Origin of the sequence: Marinospirillum insulare DSM 21763 (assembly GCF_000686905.1) — a bacterium.
Taxonomy (GTDB): domain Bacteria; phylum Pseudomonadota; class Gammaproteobacteria; order Pseudomonadales; family Halomonadaceae; genus Marinospirillum; species Marinospirillum insulare.
Genome location: NZ_JMLW01000001.1, coordinates 1 through 17,842 on the forward strand (window position 1 = coordinate 1; position 17,842 = coordinate 17,842).

Genomic DNA, 17,842 nt, shown 5'->3' on the forward strand with positions numbered 1-17,842 from the left:
TTTGCTTCTGTTGGTTTAGTACATACTCTAACGGCAGATAATGGTAAAGAGTTTGCTGAGCATCAAGCCATTGCAAAAGCACTGAATTGTGACTTTTACTTTGCAGACCCTTATGCTTCTTGGCAACGTGGATTGAATGAAAATACAAATGGCTTAATACGTCAATACTGCCCCAAAGGTTCATGCTTTAAGCACTTAGATGATGAGCATTTTGAATTCATTATGCATCGTTTAAATAACCGACCTAGGAAAACACTTGGAATGAAAACACCAAATGAAGTATTGTTTGAAGAATTACAGGCTGTTGCACTAGCAAGTTGAATCCAAGAAATATTGCTGAATAGCCTAGCCGCTCATTAAGGTTTATGGGTTACATATTATTTACAAGAGGCTAAAATAGTGCTGACTTAGGAGTAATAAATGAATCTATACCCACTTATTAAATTATTAAGTAATGGACACTTCCATACAGGTACCCAGCTAGGACTTGATTTAGGGGTAAGCCGAACGGCTGTATGGAAACAAATTCAGCAGCTCCCAAATTTAGGGCTAGAAATTATAACTAAAAAAAATGATGGGTATAAATTAGTAAAGCCACTAGAGTTGTTGGACATAGAACAAATTCAAGGATTGTTTCAAGAGCACAATTCATCGCTAACATTAAATTTTTATCCTAGTTTAGATTCTACAAATCTAGAGTTATCCCGACGCTGTTCAGACGGTTCAGGTTTATTAAATAAGCAGCTAATGCTAGTAGAAAAGCAGACTGCAGGGTTAGGTCGCCGTGGTAGAGGGTGGTACAGCCCTTATGCTTCTTCGCTAAGTATGTCTTTAGGGTTTAAAGTAGAGGGTGGTGCAAACGTTCTTCAAGCATTAAGTTTAGCTGTAGCAGTCGTAATTAAGCGTGAATTAGAAACCCAGGGTTTTGTAGGTATTAAATTAAAATGGCCTAATGACCTTTATTTTAATGATGCAAAATTGGGTGGGATCTTAATTGAGTTAAAAGGAGATTTAGCCGGCCCTTGTAGCCTAATAGTTGGCGTAGGGATTAATGTATATCGTACTTCTAACCTACCCGATCTAGACCAACCAATTTCTTTTTTAGATGATCAGCAGGAAGCCATAATTAATAGGTCAGCCTTAGCAGCAAACATTGCTCTAGCAATAGAAAAACTGGTTGATAGCTATCCTGAAACAGGCTTTGAGCCCTATATGGAAGAATGGAACCAAGCCCACCTATGGAAAGGAATGCAGTCTTATATTATGACTAGTAAAGAATCTATACCTGTTACCTTAGGTGGAGTTACTTCTACAGGTGAACTCGAGGTTGTTTATGAAAGTGGTGAGGAGGGATTAATTAATGCTGGCGAAGTAAGCCTGAGGCCAAAAAAATGATATTAGACTTAGATATAGGTAATACATTAACTAAATGGCGATTAAAAAAAAGTAGTAATAATGAAATTATTGATCGTGGATCAATTTGGACACGTGATCGCTGGGAAAACTCTGAATCTATTCCAGATTTTCGTGATATCAAAGTAATGCGTGTCTCTAATGTAGGTGGTAAAGAAGTCTTAGCAGAGGTAGAGCGTATAGCAAGGCGGTTCCGTGTTCCCTTGCATGTTGCTAGGTCAACTATAAAATTTGCTGGTGTAAGGAATGCGTATAAAGAGCCAGAAAAGCTAGGTATCGATCGATGGCTAGGTTTGCTCGCAGCATATCACGGGTTTGGTGCTTGTTTTGTCGTAGACTGTGGTAGTGCAATCACTATTGATTTAGTTAAAGCTGATGGCGGTCACTTAGGTGGGTTTATAGCACCAGGAATAAGGCTTATGAAGGAAAGTTTAAAGCTGGGTACCAAGAATGTAGCGATTGACCCAGATGATAGCCACAAAGGCTTGATGAACTTTGGTCAATCAACACAAGAAGCAGTCAGCCATGGTATTTACCTATCTGCACTTGGTCACATTAGTTTAGCTTATAAACAAGCCTACAATACGACACAACAAGAATTGCCAATAATATTAACCGGTGGTGACGCTTTACTTGTAGGTGGTGGATTAGAGCATGAAAGCTATTGTTGGCCAGATATGGTTTATGCTGGTTTAGAATTGATGTTTCCTGTGACTGATAAAGAAAAACAAGGTCTACTTTCAGGTAAGCCAATAAATAAAATTAAAATAGAGCTTGCCGAACTAGTGGGGAGCTGTTAAAGTTGCCGCCGTTGTCGAGAGAGATAAAGAAAAGTTTGACAACGGCGATAACTAGACTATAATTTGTCGCCTAGTTGGAGGGGTACCCTAGTGGTCAAAGGGAGCAGACTGTAAATCTGCCGCGCGAGCTTCGAAGGTTCGAATCCTTCCCCCTCCACCAAATTCTAAGGCTGCGGGCATGGTATAGTGGCTATTACCTCAGCCTTCCAAGCTGAAGAGGCGGGTTCGATTCCCGCTGCCCGCTCCAAGATTGCTCATGTAGCTCAGGGGTAGAGCACACCCTTGGTAAGGGTGAGGTCGACGGTTCAATTCCGTCCATGAGCTCCATGCTATAGTTTTTATTGAGCAGTAGCTCAAATGCCAGATACAGGCCAGTAGCTCAATTGGCAGAGCGACGGTCTCCAAAACCGTAGGTTGGGGGTTCGATTCCCTCCTGGCCTGCCAATCATCCTCAGATTGGTATTTTATCTATTTCCCAAAACCTGCTGATGCAAGGAGTTATCTTCTCTAATGAAAGCAAAAGCCGAAGCTCAGCCAGCCAGTCTGGATGCACTAAAGTGGTTTGCAGTACTTCTACTCTTGACCTTGGCTATAGCAGGTAATATGTACTACGCTGATTCACCTATGATATATAGGGTGATTGGCGTTGTTGTGCTTTGTGTGCTCGCGGGCTTAGTGTTTATGCTTACTAGCAAGGGAAAGCAGCTTGCTAATCTTGCACGCGAAGCAAGGGTTGAAATTCGTAAAGTGGTATGGCCAACACGTCCGGAAACAACGCAAACCACTCTCATTGTTTTAGCAGCCGTTATTTTGGTTGCTTTTTTGCTCTGGCTAGTAGACTCATTGCTAAGCTGGATCATTAAAAGTCTGATTTATTAGGGGTAGAAAATGTCCATGCGTTGGTATGTTGTTCACGCCTACTCCGGTTTTGAGAAGCAAGTTATGCGCTCACTGCTGGAGCGTATTAGTATTAAAAAGATGGAAGATTTGTTCGGGCAAATTCTTGTGCCAACGGAAGAAGTAGTTGAAATGCGTGATGGAAAAAAACGCAAAAGCGAACGTAAGTTCTATCCTGGTTATGTTTTAGTAGAAATGGATATGAATGATGACAGCTGGCACCTAGTTAAAGAAACGCCTAAAGTTCTTGGCTTTATTGGTGGCACTGCAGAAAAACCCGCACCCATTACATCGCGTGAAGCAGATGCCATTCTGCAAAGGGTTCAAGACGGTAGTGACAAGCCTAGGCCACGCACCATGTTTCAGCCGGGTGAGATGGTTAGAGTTCTTGATGGTCCTTTTGCAGACTTTAGCGGCACGGTTGAAGAAGTGAACTATGAGAAAAGCCGTCTGCAAGTATCAGTTAGTATTTTTGGTCGGCCTACACCGGTCGAGCTAGAATTTGGTCAAGTCGAAAAAGAGTAAGCTTGGCATTTTGAAATGCTGCTTAGGCAGTTTAATAAAACGGGGAGCCGAAAGGCGTTATACCCACTGGAGTTATCATGGCTAAAAAAGTACAGTCGTACATTAAGCTGCAAGTAGCAGCTGGTAAAGCAAATCCAAGTCCACCTGTTGGTCCTGCACTAGGTCAGCACGGTGTAAACATTATGGAATTTTGTAAAGCATTTAACGCTGCTACACAAGATGTAGAGCCTGGCTTACCTACGCCAGTCGTGATCACTGTTTATAGTGATCGTAGCTTTACCTTCATTACCAAAACACCCCCAGCAGCTATTTTATTGAAAAAAGCGCTAGGTTTGCAGAAAGCTTCTGCTGAACCCAACAAAAACAAAGTGGGCAAAGCAACGCGTGAGCAGCTTGAAGAAATTGCAAAAACAAAAGAACCTGACTTAACCGCGGCTGATTTAGATGCTGCTGTTAGAACCATTGCTGGCAGTGCGCGCAGCATGGGTATTGACGTGGAGGGCGTGTAAATGGCCAAGTTAACTAAGCGTCAAAAAACAATTGCAGAAAAAATTGATACAGCCAAAAGCTACAGTGTTGAAGAAGCTGTAGCTCTTTTAGCTGGACTACCTGCGGTAAAGTTCAAAGAAACAGTTGAGCTAGCTATCAACCTAGGTGTTGATCCACGTAAATCAGACCAGGTTGTTCGTGGTGCTACTGTATTGCCTAATGGTACTGGTAAAAGTGTTCGTGTTGCAGTTTTTGCCCAGGGCGCTGCTGCAGATGCTGCTAAAGAAGCAGGTGCAGACTTAGTAGGCATGGACGATCTAGCTGAACAAGTTAAAGCTGGTGAACTGAATTTTGACGTAGTCATTGCTGCGCCTGATGCAATGCGTGTAGTTGGTATGTTAGGTCAAATTCTAGGTCCACGTGGACTTATGCCTAACCCTAAAGTTGGCACAGTAACACCCGATGTTGCTACAGCTGTTAAAAATGCAAAAGCTGGTCAGGTGCGTTTTCGTACCGACAAAAACGGTATTATTCATGCTGGTGTTGGCAAAATCGATTTCTCTGCTGATGCTATACGTGGCAATATTGACGCGCTAATTTCAGACCTTAAAAAGCTTAAGCCTGCATCTGCTAAAGGTGTTTATGTTAAGAAAGTTACTCTTTCTAGCACCATGGGCCCTGGCTTAGCAATTGATACAGCAACTTTAGATTTAAAATAGTTGTGTAACTAACTTTGCGGATGCTGCCAGTTACATTTGCTGGCAGTAGCCTTCAAAGACCGTAGGTGCTTTTAAATTATTAAATAGCTTAATTTCCTACGCAGATGGATGACCGCCTACTTTCTGTAGGTCCAACCATCCTACCAGCTTCGGATCCCCGAAGGGTTGGAAACCGTGGAGTGCGATTCAATCGTATCTCTATATTAGGAGCAAGATAAAGTGGCACTTAATCTAAAAGACAAACAGGCCATTGTTGGCCAGGTCAACGATGCTGCCAAAGCTGCTCAATCTGTAGTTGTTGCTGATTCACGCGGCGTAACTGTTGGCGCAATGAGTGATTTGCGTAAACAAGCCCGTGAAGCTGGCGTCGATATGCGTGTTGTTCGTAACACTTTAGCACGTCGCGCTTTTGCAGAAACTAGCTTTGAATGCTTGACCGAAGAATTTACTGGTCCAACGCTTATTGCTTTCTCTATGGAACATCCTGGTGCAGCTGCCCGTTTGTTCAAAGAGTTTGCTAAAAGTGAAAAAGCTTTTGAAGTTAAGGCTATGGCTTACGAAGGTGAGTACATTCCTGGTACAGATATCGATCGTTTGGCTACCTTGCCAACTTACGACGAAGCGATTGCACAGCTTATGGCAACAATGAAAGAAGCAGCAGGCGGCAAATTTGTACGCACACTGGCAGCTTTACGTGACCAAAAAGAATCAGAAGCTGCTTAAGTTTTGCAGTCTTAATTCTGAATCTAAAAATACACTATTACCTAGGTAAAAAATATCATGGCACTTACTCAAGACGATATCCTCAACGCTATTGCCGACATGTCTGTGATGGAAGTTGTTGAGCTGGTTACAGCAATGGAAGAAAAATTTGGTGTTTCTGCAGCAGCTGCTGTAGTTGCTGGTCCTGCTGGTGGCGGTGAAGCTGCAGCTGAACAAACTGAATTTGACTTAGTTCTAACTGCTGCTGGCGAGAAAAAAGTTGGCGCAATTAAAGCAGTACGTGAAATCACCGGCCTTGGCTTGAAAGAAGCTAAAGCAATGGTTGATGGCGCACCTGCAACTGTTAAAGAAGGCATGTCAAAAGACGATGCTGAAGCAGCAAAAGCAAAACTTGAAGAAGCCGGTGCATCGGTGGAACTTAAGTAATTTGCATGGCAGCTTAAGGCTGCAGCAGAGTGGCTGGTGGTGCAAATGCACTGCCGGCCTTTTTCTGTTCAAAGCAGCTTAATTAATTAACTGCATATCACCATTTTACTGGGTAGATAGCAGCGGGGCGCGCCTCCCCTTGAAGGTGTTGTGACCACTGCGGTCTGGTTTTTGGTGAACAAGCTGGGGAAAATTGATGGCTTACTCGTACACTGAGAAGAAACGCATCCGTAAGGATTTCAGCAAATTGCCGACGGTAATGGATGTGCCTTACCTTTTAGCAATACAGCTAGACTCCTATCGTCAGTTCCTCCAAGAGGACATGGCAGGTGATGCTCGTACCGAAACTGGTTTACATGCGGCTTTTCAATCCGTATTTCCAATCGAAAGCTATTCAGGCAATGCAGCACTTGAATACGTAAGTTATCGTCTTGGAACCCCAGTATTTGATGTTAAAGAGTGTGTTCTGCGAGGAATAACCTTTGCAGCACCCTTGCGCGTTAAAGTGCGTCTGGTTATTTATGATAAAGACTCACCTAATAAAGCTGTAAAAGATATTAAAGAACAAGAAGTTTACATGGGTGAAATGCCACTCATGACTAAGAACGGTACCTTCGTTATTAATGGTACTGAGCGAGTAATAGTTTCGCAGTTGCACCGTTCACCAGGTGTGTTTTTTGACCATGACCGCGGTAAAACGCACTCCTCAGGTAAGCTACTTTATTCAGCTCGTGTTATTCCTTACCGTGGCTCTTGGTTAGACTTTGAATTTGATCCTAAAGATTTAGTTTATGTTCGAATCGATCGTCGTCGTAAACTGCCAGCAAGTATTTTATTGCGTGCTCTAAACTTTAGTTCTGAACAAATTTTAGACATGTTCTTTGATACCAGTAGCTACCATTTCAAAAAAGATGGTATCTATGTGGATTTAGTTCCCGCACGTTTGCGTGGTGAAACCTCCTCTTTTGAAATTAAAGACAAAGATGGCAAGGTTTTAGTTGAACAAGACAGACGTATTACTCAGCGTCATATTCGCTCACTAGAAAAGGCAGGTATTAAGCAATTAGCTGTACCGCTTGAATACTTGCATGGCAAAGTGCTTGCCAAAGATATTATCGATCCGTCCAGCGGTGAGCTACTGATCGAGTGCAATACAGAAATAACTGAAGAAGTCTTAACTAAGCTAAGTGAAGCTAAAATTAAGACCTTCGAAACGCTTTATACCAATGACCTAGATTGTGGTCCGTTTATGTCGGACACTCTGCGTGTTGATCCAACCCGCAGTCAGCTAGAAGCTCTAGTTGAAATTTACCGCATGATGCGCCCCGGCGAGCCGCCAACTAAAGACTCAGCAGAAGGCTTGTTTAATAATCTGTTCTTCTCGCCAGAGCGCTATGACCTTTCCAGTGTAGGTCGTATGAAATTTAACCGTCGCTTACATCGTGATATAGATACAGGCGAAGCTGTTTTATCGCACGACGATATAGTTGATGTGTTGCGTGAGTTACTGAATATTCGTAATGGTAAAGGTGAGGTTGATGATATTGATCACCTAGGTAACCGTCGTATTCGTTCAGTTGGTGAAATGGCAGAAAACCAATTCCGTGTTGGTTTGGTGCGTGTAGAGCGTGCTGTTAAAGAGCGCCTATCTTTAGCAGAAAGCGAAGGCTTAATGCCCCAAGACTTAATTAACGCTAAGCCGGTTGCTGCAGCGGTTAAAGAGTTTTTTGGTTCTAGCCAGCTGTCTCAATTTATGGACCAAAACAACCCGCTTTCAGAAGTGACACATAAGCGTCGTGTGTCTGCGTTAGGTCCAGGTGGTTTAACGCGTGAGCGTGCAGGTTTTGAAGTACGTGATGTTCACCCAACTCACTATGGTCGTGTTTGTCCTATCGAAACACCTGAAGGGCCAAACATTGGTCTAATTAACTCCTTAGCGACCTATGCTCGAACTAACTCTTATGGTTTTTTAGAAACACCTTACCGTAAAGTTGTTGATGGCAAAGTAACCGATGAGCTCGCTTATTACTCTGCAATTGAAGAAGGTAAGTTTGTAATTGCTCAGGCCTCTGCAACATTAAATGAGCAGGGTGAGCTAATTGATGAGCTAGTACAGGTTCGTCACAATGGTGATACTACCTTTGTTACACCAGACCAAGTGACCTTGATGGATGTATCACCTAGGCAGGTAGTGTCTGTAGCAGCCTCGCTCATTCCTTTCTTAGAGCATGATGATGCTAACCGTGCCCTCATGGGTTCTAACATGCAGCGCCAAGCTGTACCAACTCTAAAAGCTGACAAGCCTTTGGTAGGTACTGGTATGGAGCGAGCTGTTGCTCGTGACTCAGGTGTGTGTGCAGTTGCACTTCGCGGTGGTATCGTTGACTCAGTTGATGCGTCACGCATTGTTGTGCGCATTAATGAAGATGAGTTAATAGGTGGTGAAGCGGGTGTCGATATTTACAATCTCACCAAATACACCCGCTCTAACCAAAATACTTGTATCAACCAGCGCCCCATTGTTAAACCAGGGGATAAAATTACCCAAGGCGATATTTTAGCCGATGGACCATCGGTCGACATGGGTGAGTTAGCACTAGGGCAGAATATGCGTATTGCATTTATGCCTTGGAATGGCTTCAACTTTGAAGACTCGATTTTAGTATCAGAGCGGGTTGTTGAAGAAGAGCGCTTTACGACTATTCATATCCAAGAGTTAACCTGTGTATCGCGTGATACCAAGCTAGGTTCAGAAGAAATTACTGCTGATATTCCTAACGTAGGTGAATCAGCACTTTCTAAGCTTGATGAATCAGGTGTTGTATACATTGGTGCTGAAGTTGGTGCTGGCGATATTCTAGTGGGTAAGGTGACCCCTAAAGGTGAAACACAGCTGACACCTGAAGAAAAACTGCTACGTGCAATCTTTGGTGAAAAAGCATCAGACGTAAAAGACACTTCCCTTCGTGTAGCCACAGGGATGAAAGGTACAGTTATTGATGTTCAAGTCTTCACACGTGATGGTGTTGATAAAGACAAGCGTGCTTTATCCATTGAAGAAACACAGCTAAACGAAGTTCGTAAAGATTTAAAAGAAGAATATCGTATAGCCGAAGAAGCGACCTTTGCTCGTTTACGCAATGCCCTATTAGGGCAGGGTGTTAACGGCGGGCCTCAACTCTCTAAAGGTGCAAAAATCACTGGTGAATACCTGGATGATTTAGCCTTTGTTGAATGGTTTAAATTGCGTATGCAAGACGATGCGCTCAATGAGCTACTTGCACAAGCACAAGTGCAGCTTGATGAGCGTAAAACCATCATGGAAGAGAAGTTTGAGGATAAAAAGCGCAAGCTTCAGCAAGGCGATGATCTAGCACCCGGTGTACAAAAAATTGTTAAGGTTTATGTTGCCGTTAAGCGTCGTATTCAGCCAGGCGATAAAATGGCTGGCCGTCATGGTAACAAAGGTGTTGTTTCCGCAATTATGCCGGTTGAAGACATGCCTTATAACGAACAAGGCACACCCGTGGATATCGTTTTAAACCCGCTAGGTGTTCCTTCGCGTATGAACGTAGGGCAAATCTTAGAAACCCACCTTGGCCTTGCATCTAAAGGTTTAGGTGAGCGAATTGCTGAGCTATTAGAAAATGAACGTAGCGCGCAGATTAAAGAAATTCGCAGTTTCTTAGAAAAAGTTTATAACTTATCTGACGGTTTGCGTTTAGAAGACCTAGATAAGCTAAGCGATGATGAAGTAATTGAATTGGCTCATAACCTGAAAAAAGGTGTGCCTATGGCTACACCTGTATTTGACGGTGCTAAAGAGCATGAAATCAAAGCAATGCTTGAGTTAGCAGGTTTGCCGCGTAGTGGTCAAATGGATCTCTACGACGGACGAACAGGTGAGAAGTTTGATCGACCTGTAACTGTTGGCTATATGTATATGCTTAAGCTAAACCACCTTGTAGATGACAAGATGCATGCTCGTTCTACTGGCTCTTATAGCCTAGTAACTCAGCAGCCTCTGGGTGGTAAAGCGCAATTTGGTGGTCAGCGTTTTGGTGAAATGGAGGTGTGGGCACTTGAAGCTTACGGTGCAGCTTACACTCTACAAGAAATGCTTACTGTTAAATCAGATGACGTTAATGGTCGTACCAAAATGTATAAAAACATAGTGGATGGCAACCATAAAATGGAGCCAGGCATGCCTGAATCCTTTAACGTACTGGTTAAAGAAATACGTTCCTTAGCGATAGATATCGATTTGGAATATTAAGAGTAAAGCCGAGTAGTTTTCTACTCGGCATTTTCCAGTTTTACTGGATGAAAAAGATTGCATGACGGGCTTATTGCCCGTCGCCACTCCAACGGGAGCTGCGGCTGATGAAAGATCTGGTTAGTGTGTTACGCAATCAGGGCCAACCTGATGAATTTGAATCATTAAAAATCTCTCTGGCTTCCCCAGACCTGATACGTTCTTGGTCTTTTGGTGAAGTTAAAAAGCCAGAAACAATCAACTACCGTACGTTCAAGCCAGAGCGTGACGGTTTATTCTGTGCCAAAATCTTTGGCCCTACCAAAGACTATGAGTGCTTATGTGGTAAATATAAGCGCATGAAACATCGCGGTATTATTTGTGAAAAATGCGGTGTTGAAGTCACTCAGGCCAAGGTTCGACGTGAGCGCATGGCGCATATCGAGCTTGCATCACCTGTTGCGCATATCTGGTTTTTAAAATCTTTACCTTCACGTATTGGTTTAATGCTTGATATGACGCTACGTGATATCGAACGAGTGCTTTACTTTGAAAGCTTTGTAGTTATTGACCCAGGTATGACTACGCTAGAAAAGGGTCAATTGCTAAACGATGAACAATACTTTGATGCTTTAGAAGAATTTGGTGATGACTTTGATGCCCGTATGGGTGCTGAAGCTGTCCAAGAATTATTGCGTGATATTGACCTAGACGATGAAATAGAAATCATCCGTGAGGAAATACCGCAAACTTCATCTGAAACTAAGATGAAGAAAATAACCAAGCGTCTAAAAATTCTTGAAGCTTTCCGCGACTCTAACAATCAGCCAGGTTGGATGGTTTTAGAAGCACTGCCGGTATTGCCGCCTGATTTACGACCGTTAGTTCCACTCGACGGCGGTCGCTTTGCTACATCAGATTTAAACGACCTTTATCGTCGTGTCATTAACCGCAATAACCGTTTGAAGCGTTTATTAGAGCTTAACGCTCCTGACATTATTGTGCGTAACGAAAAGCGTATGCTGCAAGAATCAGTCGATGCCTTGCTAGACAATGGTCGTCGTGGGCGTGCCATTACAGGAAGCAATAAGCGACCATTAAAATCTCTTGCCGACATGATTAAAGGTAAGCAGGGTCGTTTCCGCCAAAACCTTTTAGGTAAGCGCGTAGACTATTCTGGCCGTTCAGTGATTGTGGTTGGTCCAACCTTGCGTCTGCATCAGTGCGGTCTGCCTAAAAAAATGGCATTAGAGTTATTTAAGCCATTTATTTTTGCCAAGCTAGAAGCGCGTGGTTTAGCGACAACCATTAAAGCTGCCAAGAAAATGGTTGAGCGTGAACTACCTGAGGTTTGGGATATTCTTGCCGAAGTTATTCGTCAGCACCCAGTTATGCTTAACCGTGCACCCACACTGCACCGTTTAGGTATTCAAGCTTTTGAACCTGTCTTAATTGAAGGTAAAGCGATTCAGCTACACCCCTTAGTTTGTGCGGCTTATAACGCTGACTTTGATGGTGACCAAATGGCTGTACACGTACCTCTAACTTTAGAAGCTCAGTTAGAAGCACGTGCCTTAATGCTATCCACTAACAACGTGCTATCACCTTCTAATGGTGAGCCAATCATTGTTCCTTCACAGGATGTGGTTCTTGGTCTTTACTACATGACACGTGAAAAGATTGGTGACCTTGGTGAAGGCATGGTGTTTAGTGGTATAGACGAAGTTGAGCGTGCTCAGGCTACGGGTAGCGTTGCTCTTCATGCAAAGATCAAGGTTCGTATTACAGAAACAGATCAAGAAATTGAAGGCGAAGCGGTTACACGCACAATGCTTGTCGATACAACGGTTGGCCGTGCGCTACTTTCTCGCATTATGCCTTGTGGCCTGCCTTACGAATTGGTTAACCAATCGCTAAATAAAAAGGCAATTTCTCGATTAATTAACGAAGCCTACCGTCGTGTTGGTTTGAAAGACACGGTTATCTTTGCCGACCAATTAATGTACACCGGCTTCCAGTATGCAACCTGGTCTGGTTGTTCTATTGGTGTTAACGACTTTGTTATACCTGAAGAAAAAGCTGCAATCATCGCCGACTCTGAAGCAGAAGTTAAACAAATTGAACAGCAATTTGCTTCGGGTCTAGTAACTCAAGGTGAAAAGTACAACAAGGTGATTGATATCTGGTCTAAAGCCAACGATAAAGTTGCTAAGGCTATGATGGTTGGTATCTCAAAAGAAACAGTGAAAGATAAAGAGGGTGTAGAGTCTGAGCAAGACTCTTTTAACAGCGTCTTTATTATGGCCGACTCAGGTGCGCGTGGTTCTGCAGCGCAGATACGTCAGCTAGCCGGTATGCGTGGTCTTATGGCTAAGCCAGATGGCTCGATCATTGAAACACCTATCGTGGCAAACTTCCGTGAAGGTCTGAACGTACTCCAGTACTTTATTTCTACTCACGGGGCGCGTAAAGGTTTGGCAGATACTGCACTTAAAACAGCTAACTCTGGTTACTTAACCCGTCGTCTAGTGGATGTTGCCCAAGATTTAGTGGTAACAGACCAAGACTGTGGAACAGAAGAAGGCTTAACTATGCACCCAGTTATCGAAGGGGGTGATATCATTGTTCCTCTTTCGCAGCGTGTGCTAGGCCGTGTGGTTGCTCGTGACGTGCTAAATGCGGTAACGGGTGATGTGGTTATTGATAAAGGCACCTTGCTAGATGAGAAATGGTGTGACCGTCTCGACTCTTTAGGTGTAGATGAGATAGTTGTTCGTTCAGCGATCACCTGTGATACACGTTTTGGTGTTTGTTCCCTGTGTTATGGACGAGACTTAGCACGTGGACACCAAGTAAACGTAGGTGAGGCAGTGGGTGTTATTGCGGCTCAGTCTATCGGTGAGCCAGGTACTCAGTTAACCATGCGTACTTTCCACATTGGTGGTGCGGCTTCACGTGCCTCAGCTGTAGATAGCGTGCAAGTTAAGCATGGTGGTAAAGTTCGCTTCCACAACATGAAGTTTGTGACGCGTGAAGATGGTAAGCAAGTAGCTGTTTCACGTTCTGGTTCCTTGGCTGTTGCTGACGTCAAAGGTCGTGAGCGTGAGTACTACAAGCTGCCCTACGGTGCTGAAGTAAGTGTTGCGAATGACGAAGCAGTTGAAGCTGGACAGTTGGTTGCTAAGTGGGATGCACACACTCACCCAATTGTTGCTGAAGTTGCTGGCCGAGTTCAATTCATTGATATGGAAGATGGTATTACTATCAACCGTAACATTGATGAGCTAACGGGCCTTTCTTCAATCGAAATTATTGAAACCCAGCATCGCCCTGCTGCTGGTAAAGATAAGCGACCAATGATGTTGTTGCTTGATGCTCAGGGTAAAGAGGTAACTCTACCAGGTAGCCAAACAGCTGTTCAGTACATCTTGCCAGGCAAAGCCGTTGTTACAATAGATGACGGTGTCGAGGTAGGTGTTGGTCAGGTGATAGCGCGTATTCCGCAAGAAAGCAGTGGTAACCGAGATATTACCGGTGGTCTACCAAGAGTTGCTGACCTATTTGAAGCACGTCGTCCTAAAGAGCCATCGATTATGGCTGAAATTAGCGGCACCATTTCAATGGGTAAAGAAACTAAAGGCAAGCAGCGTATAGTGATTACACCCACTAATGGTGATGATCCTTATGAAGCTCTGATTCCTAAGTGGCGTAAAATCAACGTATTCGAAGGTGAAAACGTTGAGCGTGGCGAGGTAGTTTCAGATGGGCCTTCTAGCCCGCATGATATTCTACGCCTACTAGGTGTTAGCGAGCTGGCAAAATACATTACTACAGAAGTTCAAGACGTTTATCGCTTACAAGGTGTTGTCATAAACGATAAACATATTGAAGTTATTGTTCGTCAAATGCTACGTAAGGTAGAAATTCAAGAAGCTGGCGATTCTAGTTTCTTGGTGGGTGAGCAGGTTGACTACTTCAAAGTCTTGGAAGAAAACGAAGCGCTAATGAAAGCTAAGAAGTTCCCAGCTAAATTCGAGCGTCTACTGCTTGGTATTACTAAGGCATCTCTAGCAACTGAATCATTTATTTCAGCTGCATCTTTCCAAGAGACAACTCGAGTATTAACTGAAGCAGCCGTAAATGGTAAGCGCGACTTTTTACGTGGTTTAAAAGAAAACGTTGTAGTTGGTCGATTAATTCCAGCTGGTACTGGTCTTACTTACCATGCGCAACGTAAGCGTCACCGTGAAGATCAGCAAAATAATTTGGGTGGTCCTAGCGCGAGTGAAGTGGAAGCAGCATTGACTAGTGAGCTGTCTGCACTAGATCAAGACGAAGACTAAGTAATAAAACGAGAGGAATAGGGTTGAATAATCCTACTCCTCTTGACCTTTTATGCTTTATAAACGTAGAATGCGCTTCCTCAAATGAGGGGATAGGTGCGTCTATCCATTTTGTATTATCAGAAATCTGCCTTGTTGACGTACATAAGTACCGAAACAAATATTGGAGATTGCTTGCATGGCAACAATTAATCAGTTGGTTCGCAAGCCACGCAAACGCAGACTAGCTAAAAGCGACGTTCCAGCGCTTCAGGCTTGCCCGCAAAGACGTGGCGTTTGTACTCGTGTTTACACGACTACACCTAAAAAACCTAACTCGGCACTGCGTAAAGTTTGTCGTGTGCGCTTAACTAATGGTTTTGAAGTTTCTTCATACATTGGTGGTGAAGGTCATAACCTTCAAGAGCACTCGGTTGTACTTATTCGTGGTGGTCGTGTTAAAGACTTACCTGGTGTGCGTTACCACACCGTACGCGGTGCTTTGGATACCTCAGGTGTTCAAGATCGTAAGCAGGGTCGTTCTAAATATGGCGCTAAGCGTCCGAAGTAATTTTATTTAATACCGTCTGATAAGAGTAAGGCCAGGCCGTTCACGCTTTATGCATGTCCTGGGGTTACCTGAAGACCGTTTAGAGGGCTTATCATGCCAAGAAGAAGAATTGTGGCAAAACGTGAGATTTTGCCAGATCCAAAATACGGAAGTGACCGTTTAGCTAAATTCATGAACCACGTTATGGAACATGGAAAAAAAGCTACTGCTGAGCGCATTGTTTATGGTGCTCTGAGCAAAGTGGAAGAACGCACCAAAAAAGACCCGCTAGAGCTATTTGAAAAAGCACTAGAAGGTATTCAGCCGTTGGTTGAAGTTAAATCACGCCGTGTAGGTGGTGCTACTTATCAAGTACCTGTTGAAGTTCGCCCTTCACGTCGTACAGCACTTGCAATGCGTTGGTTAGTTGATTTCGCCCGTAAGCGTGGTGAAAAATCTATGGATCTACGCCTAGCTGGCGAGATCATGGATGCTGCCGAAGGTAAAGGTGCAGCAGTCAAGAAGCGTGAAGATGTTCACCGCATGGCTGAAGCTAACAAGGCATTTTCACACTACCGCTTCTAAGGGAGGCCTCAAGTGGCACGTACTACTCCAATCAAATACTACCGAAATATAGGTGTATGTGCGCACGTAGATGCTGGTAAAACTACCACCACTGAACGTGTGCTTTATTACACAGGTGTTAACCATAAGATGGGTGAAACCCATGATGGTGCATCAACCACTGACTGGATGGAGCAAGAGCAAGAGCGTGGTATCACTATCACCTCGGCTGCTGTTACTGCCTTCTGGAAAGGTATGAATCAACAGTTTGATGAGCACCGTGTTAATATCATCGATACGCCTGGGCACGTTGACTTCACTATCGAAGTTGAGCGTTCGCTGCGTGTTCTAGATGGTGCTATCGTAGTTTTCTGTGGTTCTTCAGGTGTTGAGCCTCAGTCTGAGACTGTGTGGCGTCAGGCCAACAAATACGAAGTTCCACGTATCGTGTTTGTAAATAAGATGGACCGTTCAGGCGCAAGTTTTGAGCGTGTTTTAGGTCAAATTAAATCACGTTTAGCAGCCAATCCTATAGCTATTCAAATGCCTATTGGCGCTGAAGAAGACTTCAAGGGCGTTGTCGATCTAGTTAAAATGCAAGCTATTTACTGGAACGAAGCAGATATGGGTTTAACCCATGAATATGCTGATATTCCTGCAGAGCTAGTAGAAGAAGCAGAAGCACTTCGTGAAGAAATGGTTGAAGCAGCTGCTGAAGCTAACGAAGAGCTAATGAATAAGTACCTAGAAGAAGGCGAGTTGACTGTAGAGGAAATTAAAGTAGGTCTACGTCACCGCGTTATCAATAACGAAATTGTACTAGCGCTTTGTGGTACTGCCTTTAAAAACAAAGGTGTTCCAGCGGTACTAGATGCGGTTATTGATTACCTTCCTGCGCCTAACGAAGTAAGCGCTATTGAAGGTGAGTTAGAAAATGGTGAGATTGGTGTTCGTCCAGTTGACGATAAAGAGCCCTTCTCTGCTCTAGCATTTAAAATTGCTACCGACCCTTTCGTAGGTACTCTAACTTACATTCGTGTTTATTCGGGTGTGCTAGAAAGTGGTTCGGGTGTATTTAACTCGGTTAAGGCTAAGCGTGAGCGTGTTGGTCGTATTGTGCAAATGCACGCTAATGACCGTGTTGAAATAAAAGAAGTGCGTGCGGGTGATATTGCTGCATGTATTGGTCTTAAAGATGTTACTACAGGTGATACTCTCTGCGATGCCGACCACAAAATTGTGTTGGAGCGTATGGAGTTCCCTGATCCAGTAATCTCTGTTGCTGTAGAACCTAAATCCAAAGTTGATCAGGAGAAAATGGGTGTTGCGTTAGGTAAGCTAGCACAAGAAGATCCATCTTTCCGTGTTCAGACAGACGAAGAGTCAGGTCAAACAATCATCTCGGGTATGGGTGAGTTACACTTAGATATTATCGTTGACCGTATGCGTCGCGAATTCAAAGTAGAAGCTAACATCGGTAAACCACAAGTTGCTTATCGCGAAACTATCCGTACGGGTGTTGAGCAAGAAGGTAAGTTTGTGCGTCAATCTGGTGGTCGTGGTCAGTACGGTCACGTATTGCTTAAAATTGAACCACTTACCGATAAAGGTGAAGATGGTGAGAAAAGCTATGAGTTCGTTAACGAAATCGTTGGTGGTGTTGTGCCACGCGAATACATTCCTGCAGTAGACAAAGGTTGCTTTGAGCAACTGCAGAATGGTGTTCTTGCTGGCTACCCAATGATCGACGTTAAGGTAACCCTATTTGATGGTTCCTACCATGACGTCGACTCTAACGAAATGGCCTTCAAAATTGCTGGTTCTATGGCAATTAAAGAAGGTGCTAAGAAAGCAGGTGCCATGCTACTTGAACCAATGATGAAGGTTGAAGTGGTTACACCTGAAGAGTACATGGGCGACGTCATGGGCGACTTGAACCGCCGTCGTGGTCTCGTACAGGGCATGGAAGACATACCAGCTGGTAAGGTCATTCGTGCGGAAGTTCCACTGGGCGAAATGTTTGGTTACGCAACAGACTTGCGTTCCGCAACCCAGGGCCGTGCTAGCTACTCCATGGAGTTTGCTAAGTACTCAGAGGCGCCGGCTAGCATTGTTGAAGCCGTCATAAACCAGAAGTAAATTTATAATCTGCCGTTAAC

14 protein-coding genes and 4 tRNA genes are annotated in these 17,842 nt (G+C 43.8%); all 18 read left to right on the top strand.

The features are described from left to right. On the top strand, window positions 1-321 hold a 321-nt coding region (locus BP27_RS0100005), incomplete at its 5' end, for an IS30 family transposase (RefSeq protein WP_027849786.1). Window positions 322-420: 99 nt separating this feature from the next. Next, window positions 421-1,395: a biotin--[acetyl-CoA-carboxylase] ligase gene (locus BP27_RS0100010; RefSeq protein WP_027849787.1), complete on the top strand. Its 975-nt coding sequence runs from the start codon at window positions 421-423 to the stop codon at window positions 1,393-1,395. After that, entirely contained in the window at window positions 1,392-2,213 is an 822-nt protein-coding gene (locus BP27_RS0100015; RefSeq protein WP_027849788.1) for a type III pantothenate kinase, read from the top strand. Before BP27_RS0100010 ends, BP27_RS0100015 begins: the two co-directional genes overlap by 4 nt. Window positions 2,214-2,289: 76 nt before the next feature. Beyond that, a tRNA-Tyr gene (locus BP27_RS0100020) sits at window positions 2,290-2,373 on the top strand. A gap of 12 nt (window positions 2,374-2,385) precedes the next feature. After that, window positions 2,386-2,460: transfer RNA gene (locus BP27_RS0100025), tRNA-Gly, on the top strand. Between the two features lie 5 nt (window positions 2,461-2,465). Further along, a tRNA-Thr gene (locus BP27_RS0100030) sits at window positions 2,466-2,540 on the top strand. A gap of 41 nt (window positions 2,541-2,581) precedes the next feature. Beyond that, window positions 2,582-2,657: transfer RNA gene (locus tag BP27_RS0100035), tRNA-Trp, on the top strand. A 66-nt stretch (window positions 2,658-2,723) separates the two neighbouring features. After that, the gene (gene secE, locus BP27_RS0100040) at window positions 2,724-3,092 is read left to right on the top strand and encodes a preprotein translocase subunit SecE (RefSeq protein ID WP_027849789.1); all 369 of its coding nucleotides are present in this window, start codon (window positions 2,724-2,726) and stop codon (window positions 3,090-3,092) included. A 9-nt stretch (window positions 3,093-3,101) separates the two neighbouring features. Further along, window positions 3,102-3,635, top strand: a complete 534-nt coding sequence (gene nusG / locus BP27_RS0100045) for a transcription termination/antitermination protein NusG (RefSeq protein ID WP_027849790.1) — start codon at window positions 3,102-3,104, stop codon at window positions 3,633-3,635. Window positions 3,636-3,712: 77 nt separating this feature from the next. Further along, window positions 3,713-4,144: a 50S ribosomal protein L11 gene (rplK, locus tag BP27_RS0100050; protein ID WP_027849791.1), complete on the top strand. Its 432-nt coding sequence runs from the start codon at window positions 3,713-3,715 to the stop codon at window positions 4,142-4,144. Further along, window positions 4,145-4,843 carry a 50S ribosomal protein L1 gene (gene rplA, locus BP27_RS0100055; RefSeq protein WP_027849792.1) on the top strand — a complete coding sequence of 233 codons (699 nt, stop codon included), beginning with the start codon at window positions 4,145-4,147 and terminating at the stop codon, window positions 4,841-4,843. It abuts the gene before it with no gap. Between the two features lie 219 nt (window positions 4,844-5,062). Further along, the gene (gene rplJ, locus BP27_RS0100060) at window positions 5,063-5,566 is read left to right on the top strand and encodes a 50S ribosomal protein L10 (RefSeq protein WP_027849793.1); all 504 of its coding nucleotides are present in this window, start codon (window positions 5,063-5,065) and stop codon (window positions 5,564-5,566) included. 57 nt (window positions 5,567-5,623) lie between these two features. Continuing rightward, a complete protein-coding gene (gene rplL, locus BP27_RS0100065; protein ID WP_027849794.1) occupies window positions 5,624-5,992 on the top strand; it encodes a 50S ribosomal protein L7/L12 in 369 nt (122 codons plus the stop codon). A gap of 196 nt (window positions 5,993-6,188) precedes the next feature. Then, window positions 6,189-10,268: a DNA-directed RNA polymerase subunit beta gene (rpoB, locus tag BP27_RS0100070; protein ID WP_027849795.1), complete on the top strand. Its 4,080-nt coding sequence runs from the start codon at window positions 6,189-6,191 to the stop codon at window positions 10,266-10,268. Window positions 10,269-10,375: 107 nt separating this feature from the next. Continuing rightward, on the top strand, window positions 10,376-14,590 hold the full coding sequence (gene rpoC, locus BP27_RS0100075) for a DNA-directed RNA polymerase subunit beta' (RefSeq protein ID WP_027849796.1): 4,215 nt from the start codon (window positions 10,376-10,378) through the stop codon (window positions 14,588-14,590). 178 nt (window positions 14,591-14,768) lie between these two features. Beyond that, a complete protein-coding gene (gene rpsL / locus BP27_RS0100080) occupies window positions 14,769-15,140 on the top strand; it encodes a 30S ribosomal protein S12 (RefSeq protein WP_027849797.1) in 372 nt (123 codons plus the stop codon). A gap of 93 nt (window positions 15,141-15,233) precedes the next feature. Further along, entirely contained in the window at window positions 15,234-15,704 is a 471-nt protein-coding gene (gene rpsG, locus BP27_RS0100085; protein ID WP_027849798.1) for a 30S ribosomal protein S7, read from the top strand. Between the two features lie 12 nt (window positions 15,705-15,716). Continuing rightward, window positions 15,717-17,822, top strand: coding sequence for an elongation factor G (fusA, locus tag BP27_RS0100090; protein WP_027849799.1), 2,106 nt, complete (start codon window positions 15,717-15,719; stop codon window positions 17,820-17,822). Window positions 17,823-17,842 lie beyond the last annotated feature (20 nt).

Coding starts and splice junctions, on each gene's coding strand:
- BP27_RS0100010 (WP_027849787.1), top strand. CDS start 421: ATGAATCTATACCCACTTATTAAATTATTAAGTAATGGACACTTCCAT.
- BP27_RS0100015 (WP_027849788.1), top strand. CDS start 1,392: ATGATATTAGACTTAGATATAGGTAATACATTAACTAAATGGCGATTA.
- secE (WP_027849789.1), top strand. CDS start 2,724: ATGAAAGCAAAAGCCGAAGCTCAGCCAGCCAGTCTGGATGCACTAAAG.
- nusG (WP_027849790.1), top strand. CDS start 3,102: ATGTCCATGCGTTGGTATGTTGTTCACGCCTACTCCGGTTTTGAGAAG.
- rplK (WP_027849791.1), top strand. CDS start 3,713: ATGGCTAAAAAAGTACAGTCGTACATTAAGCTGCAAGTAGCAGCTGGT.
- rplA (WP_027849792.1), top strand. CDS start 4,145: ATGGCCAAGTTAACTAAGCGTCAAAAAACAATTGCAGAAAAAATTGAT.
- rplL (WP_027849794.1), top strand. CDS start 5,624: ATGGCACTTACTCAAGACGATATCCTCAACGCTATTGCCGACATGTCT.
- rpoB (WP_027849795.1), top strand. CDS start 6,189: ATGGCTTACTCGTACACTGAGAAGAAACGCATCCGTAAGGATTTCAGC.
- rpoC (WP_027849796.1), top strand. CDS start 10,376: ATGAAAGATCTGGTTAGTGTGTTACGCAATCAGGGCCAACCTGATGAA.
- rpsL (WP_027849797.1), top strand. CDS start 14,769: ATGGCAACAATTAATCAGTTGGTTCGCAAGCCACGCAAACGCAGACTA.
- rpsG (WP_027849798.1), top strand. CDS start 15,234: ATGCCAAGAAGAAGAATTGTGGCAAAACGTGAGATTTTGCCAGATCCA.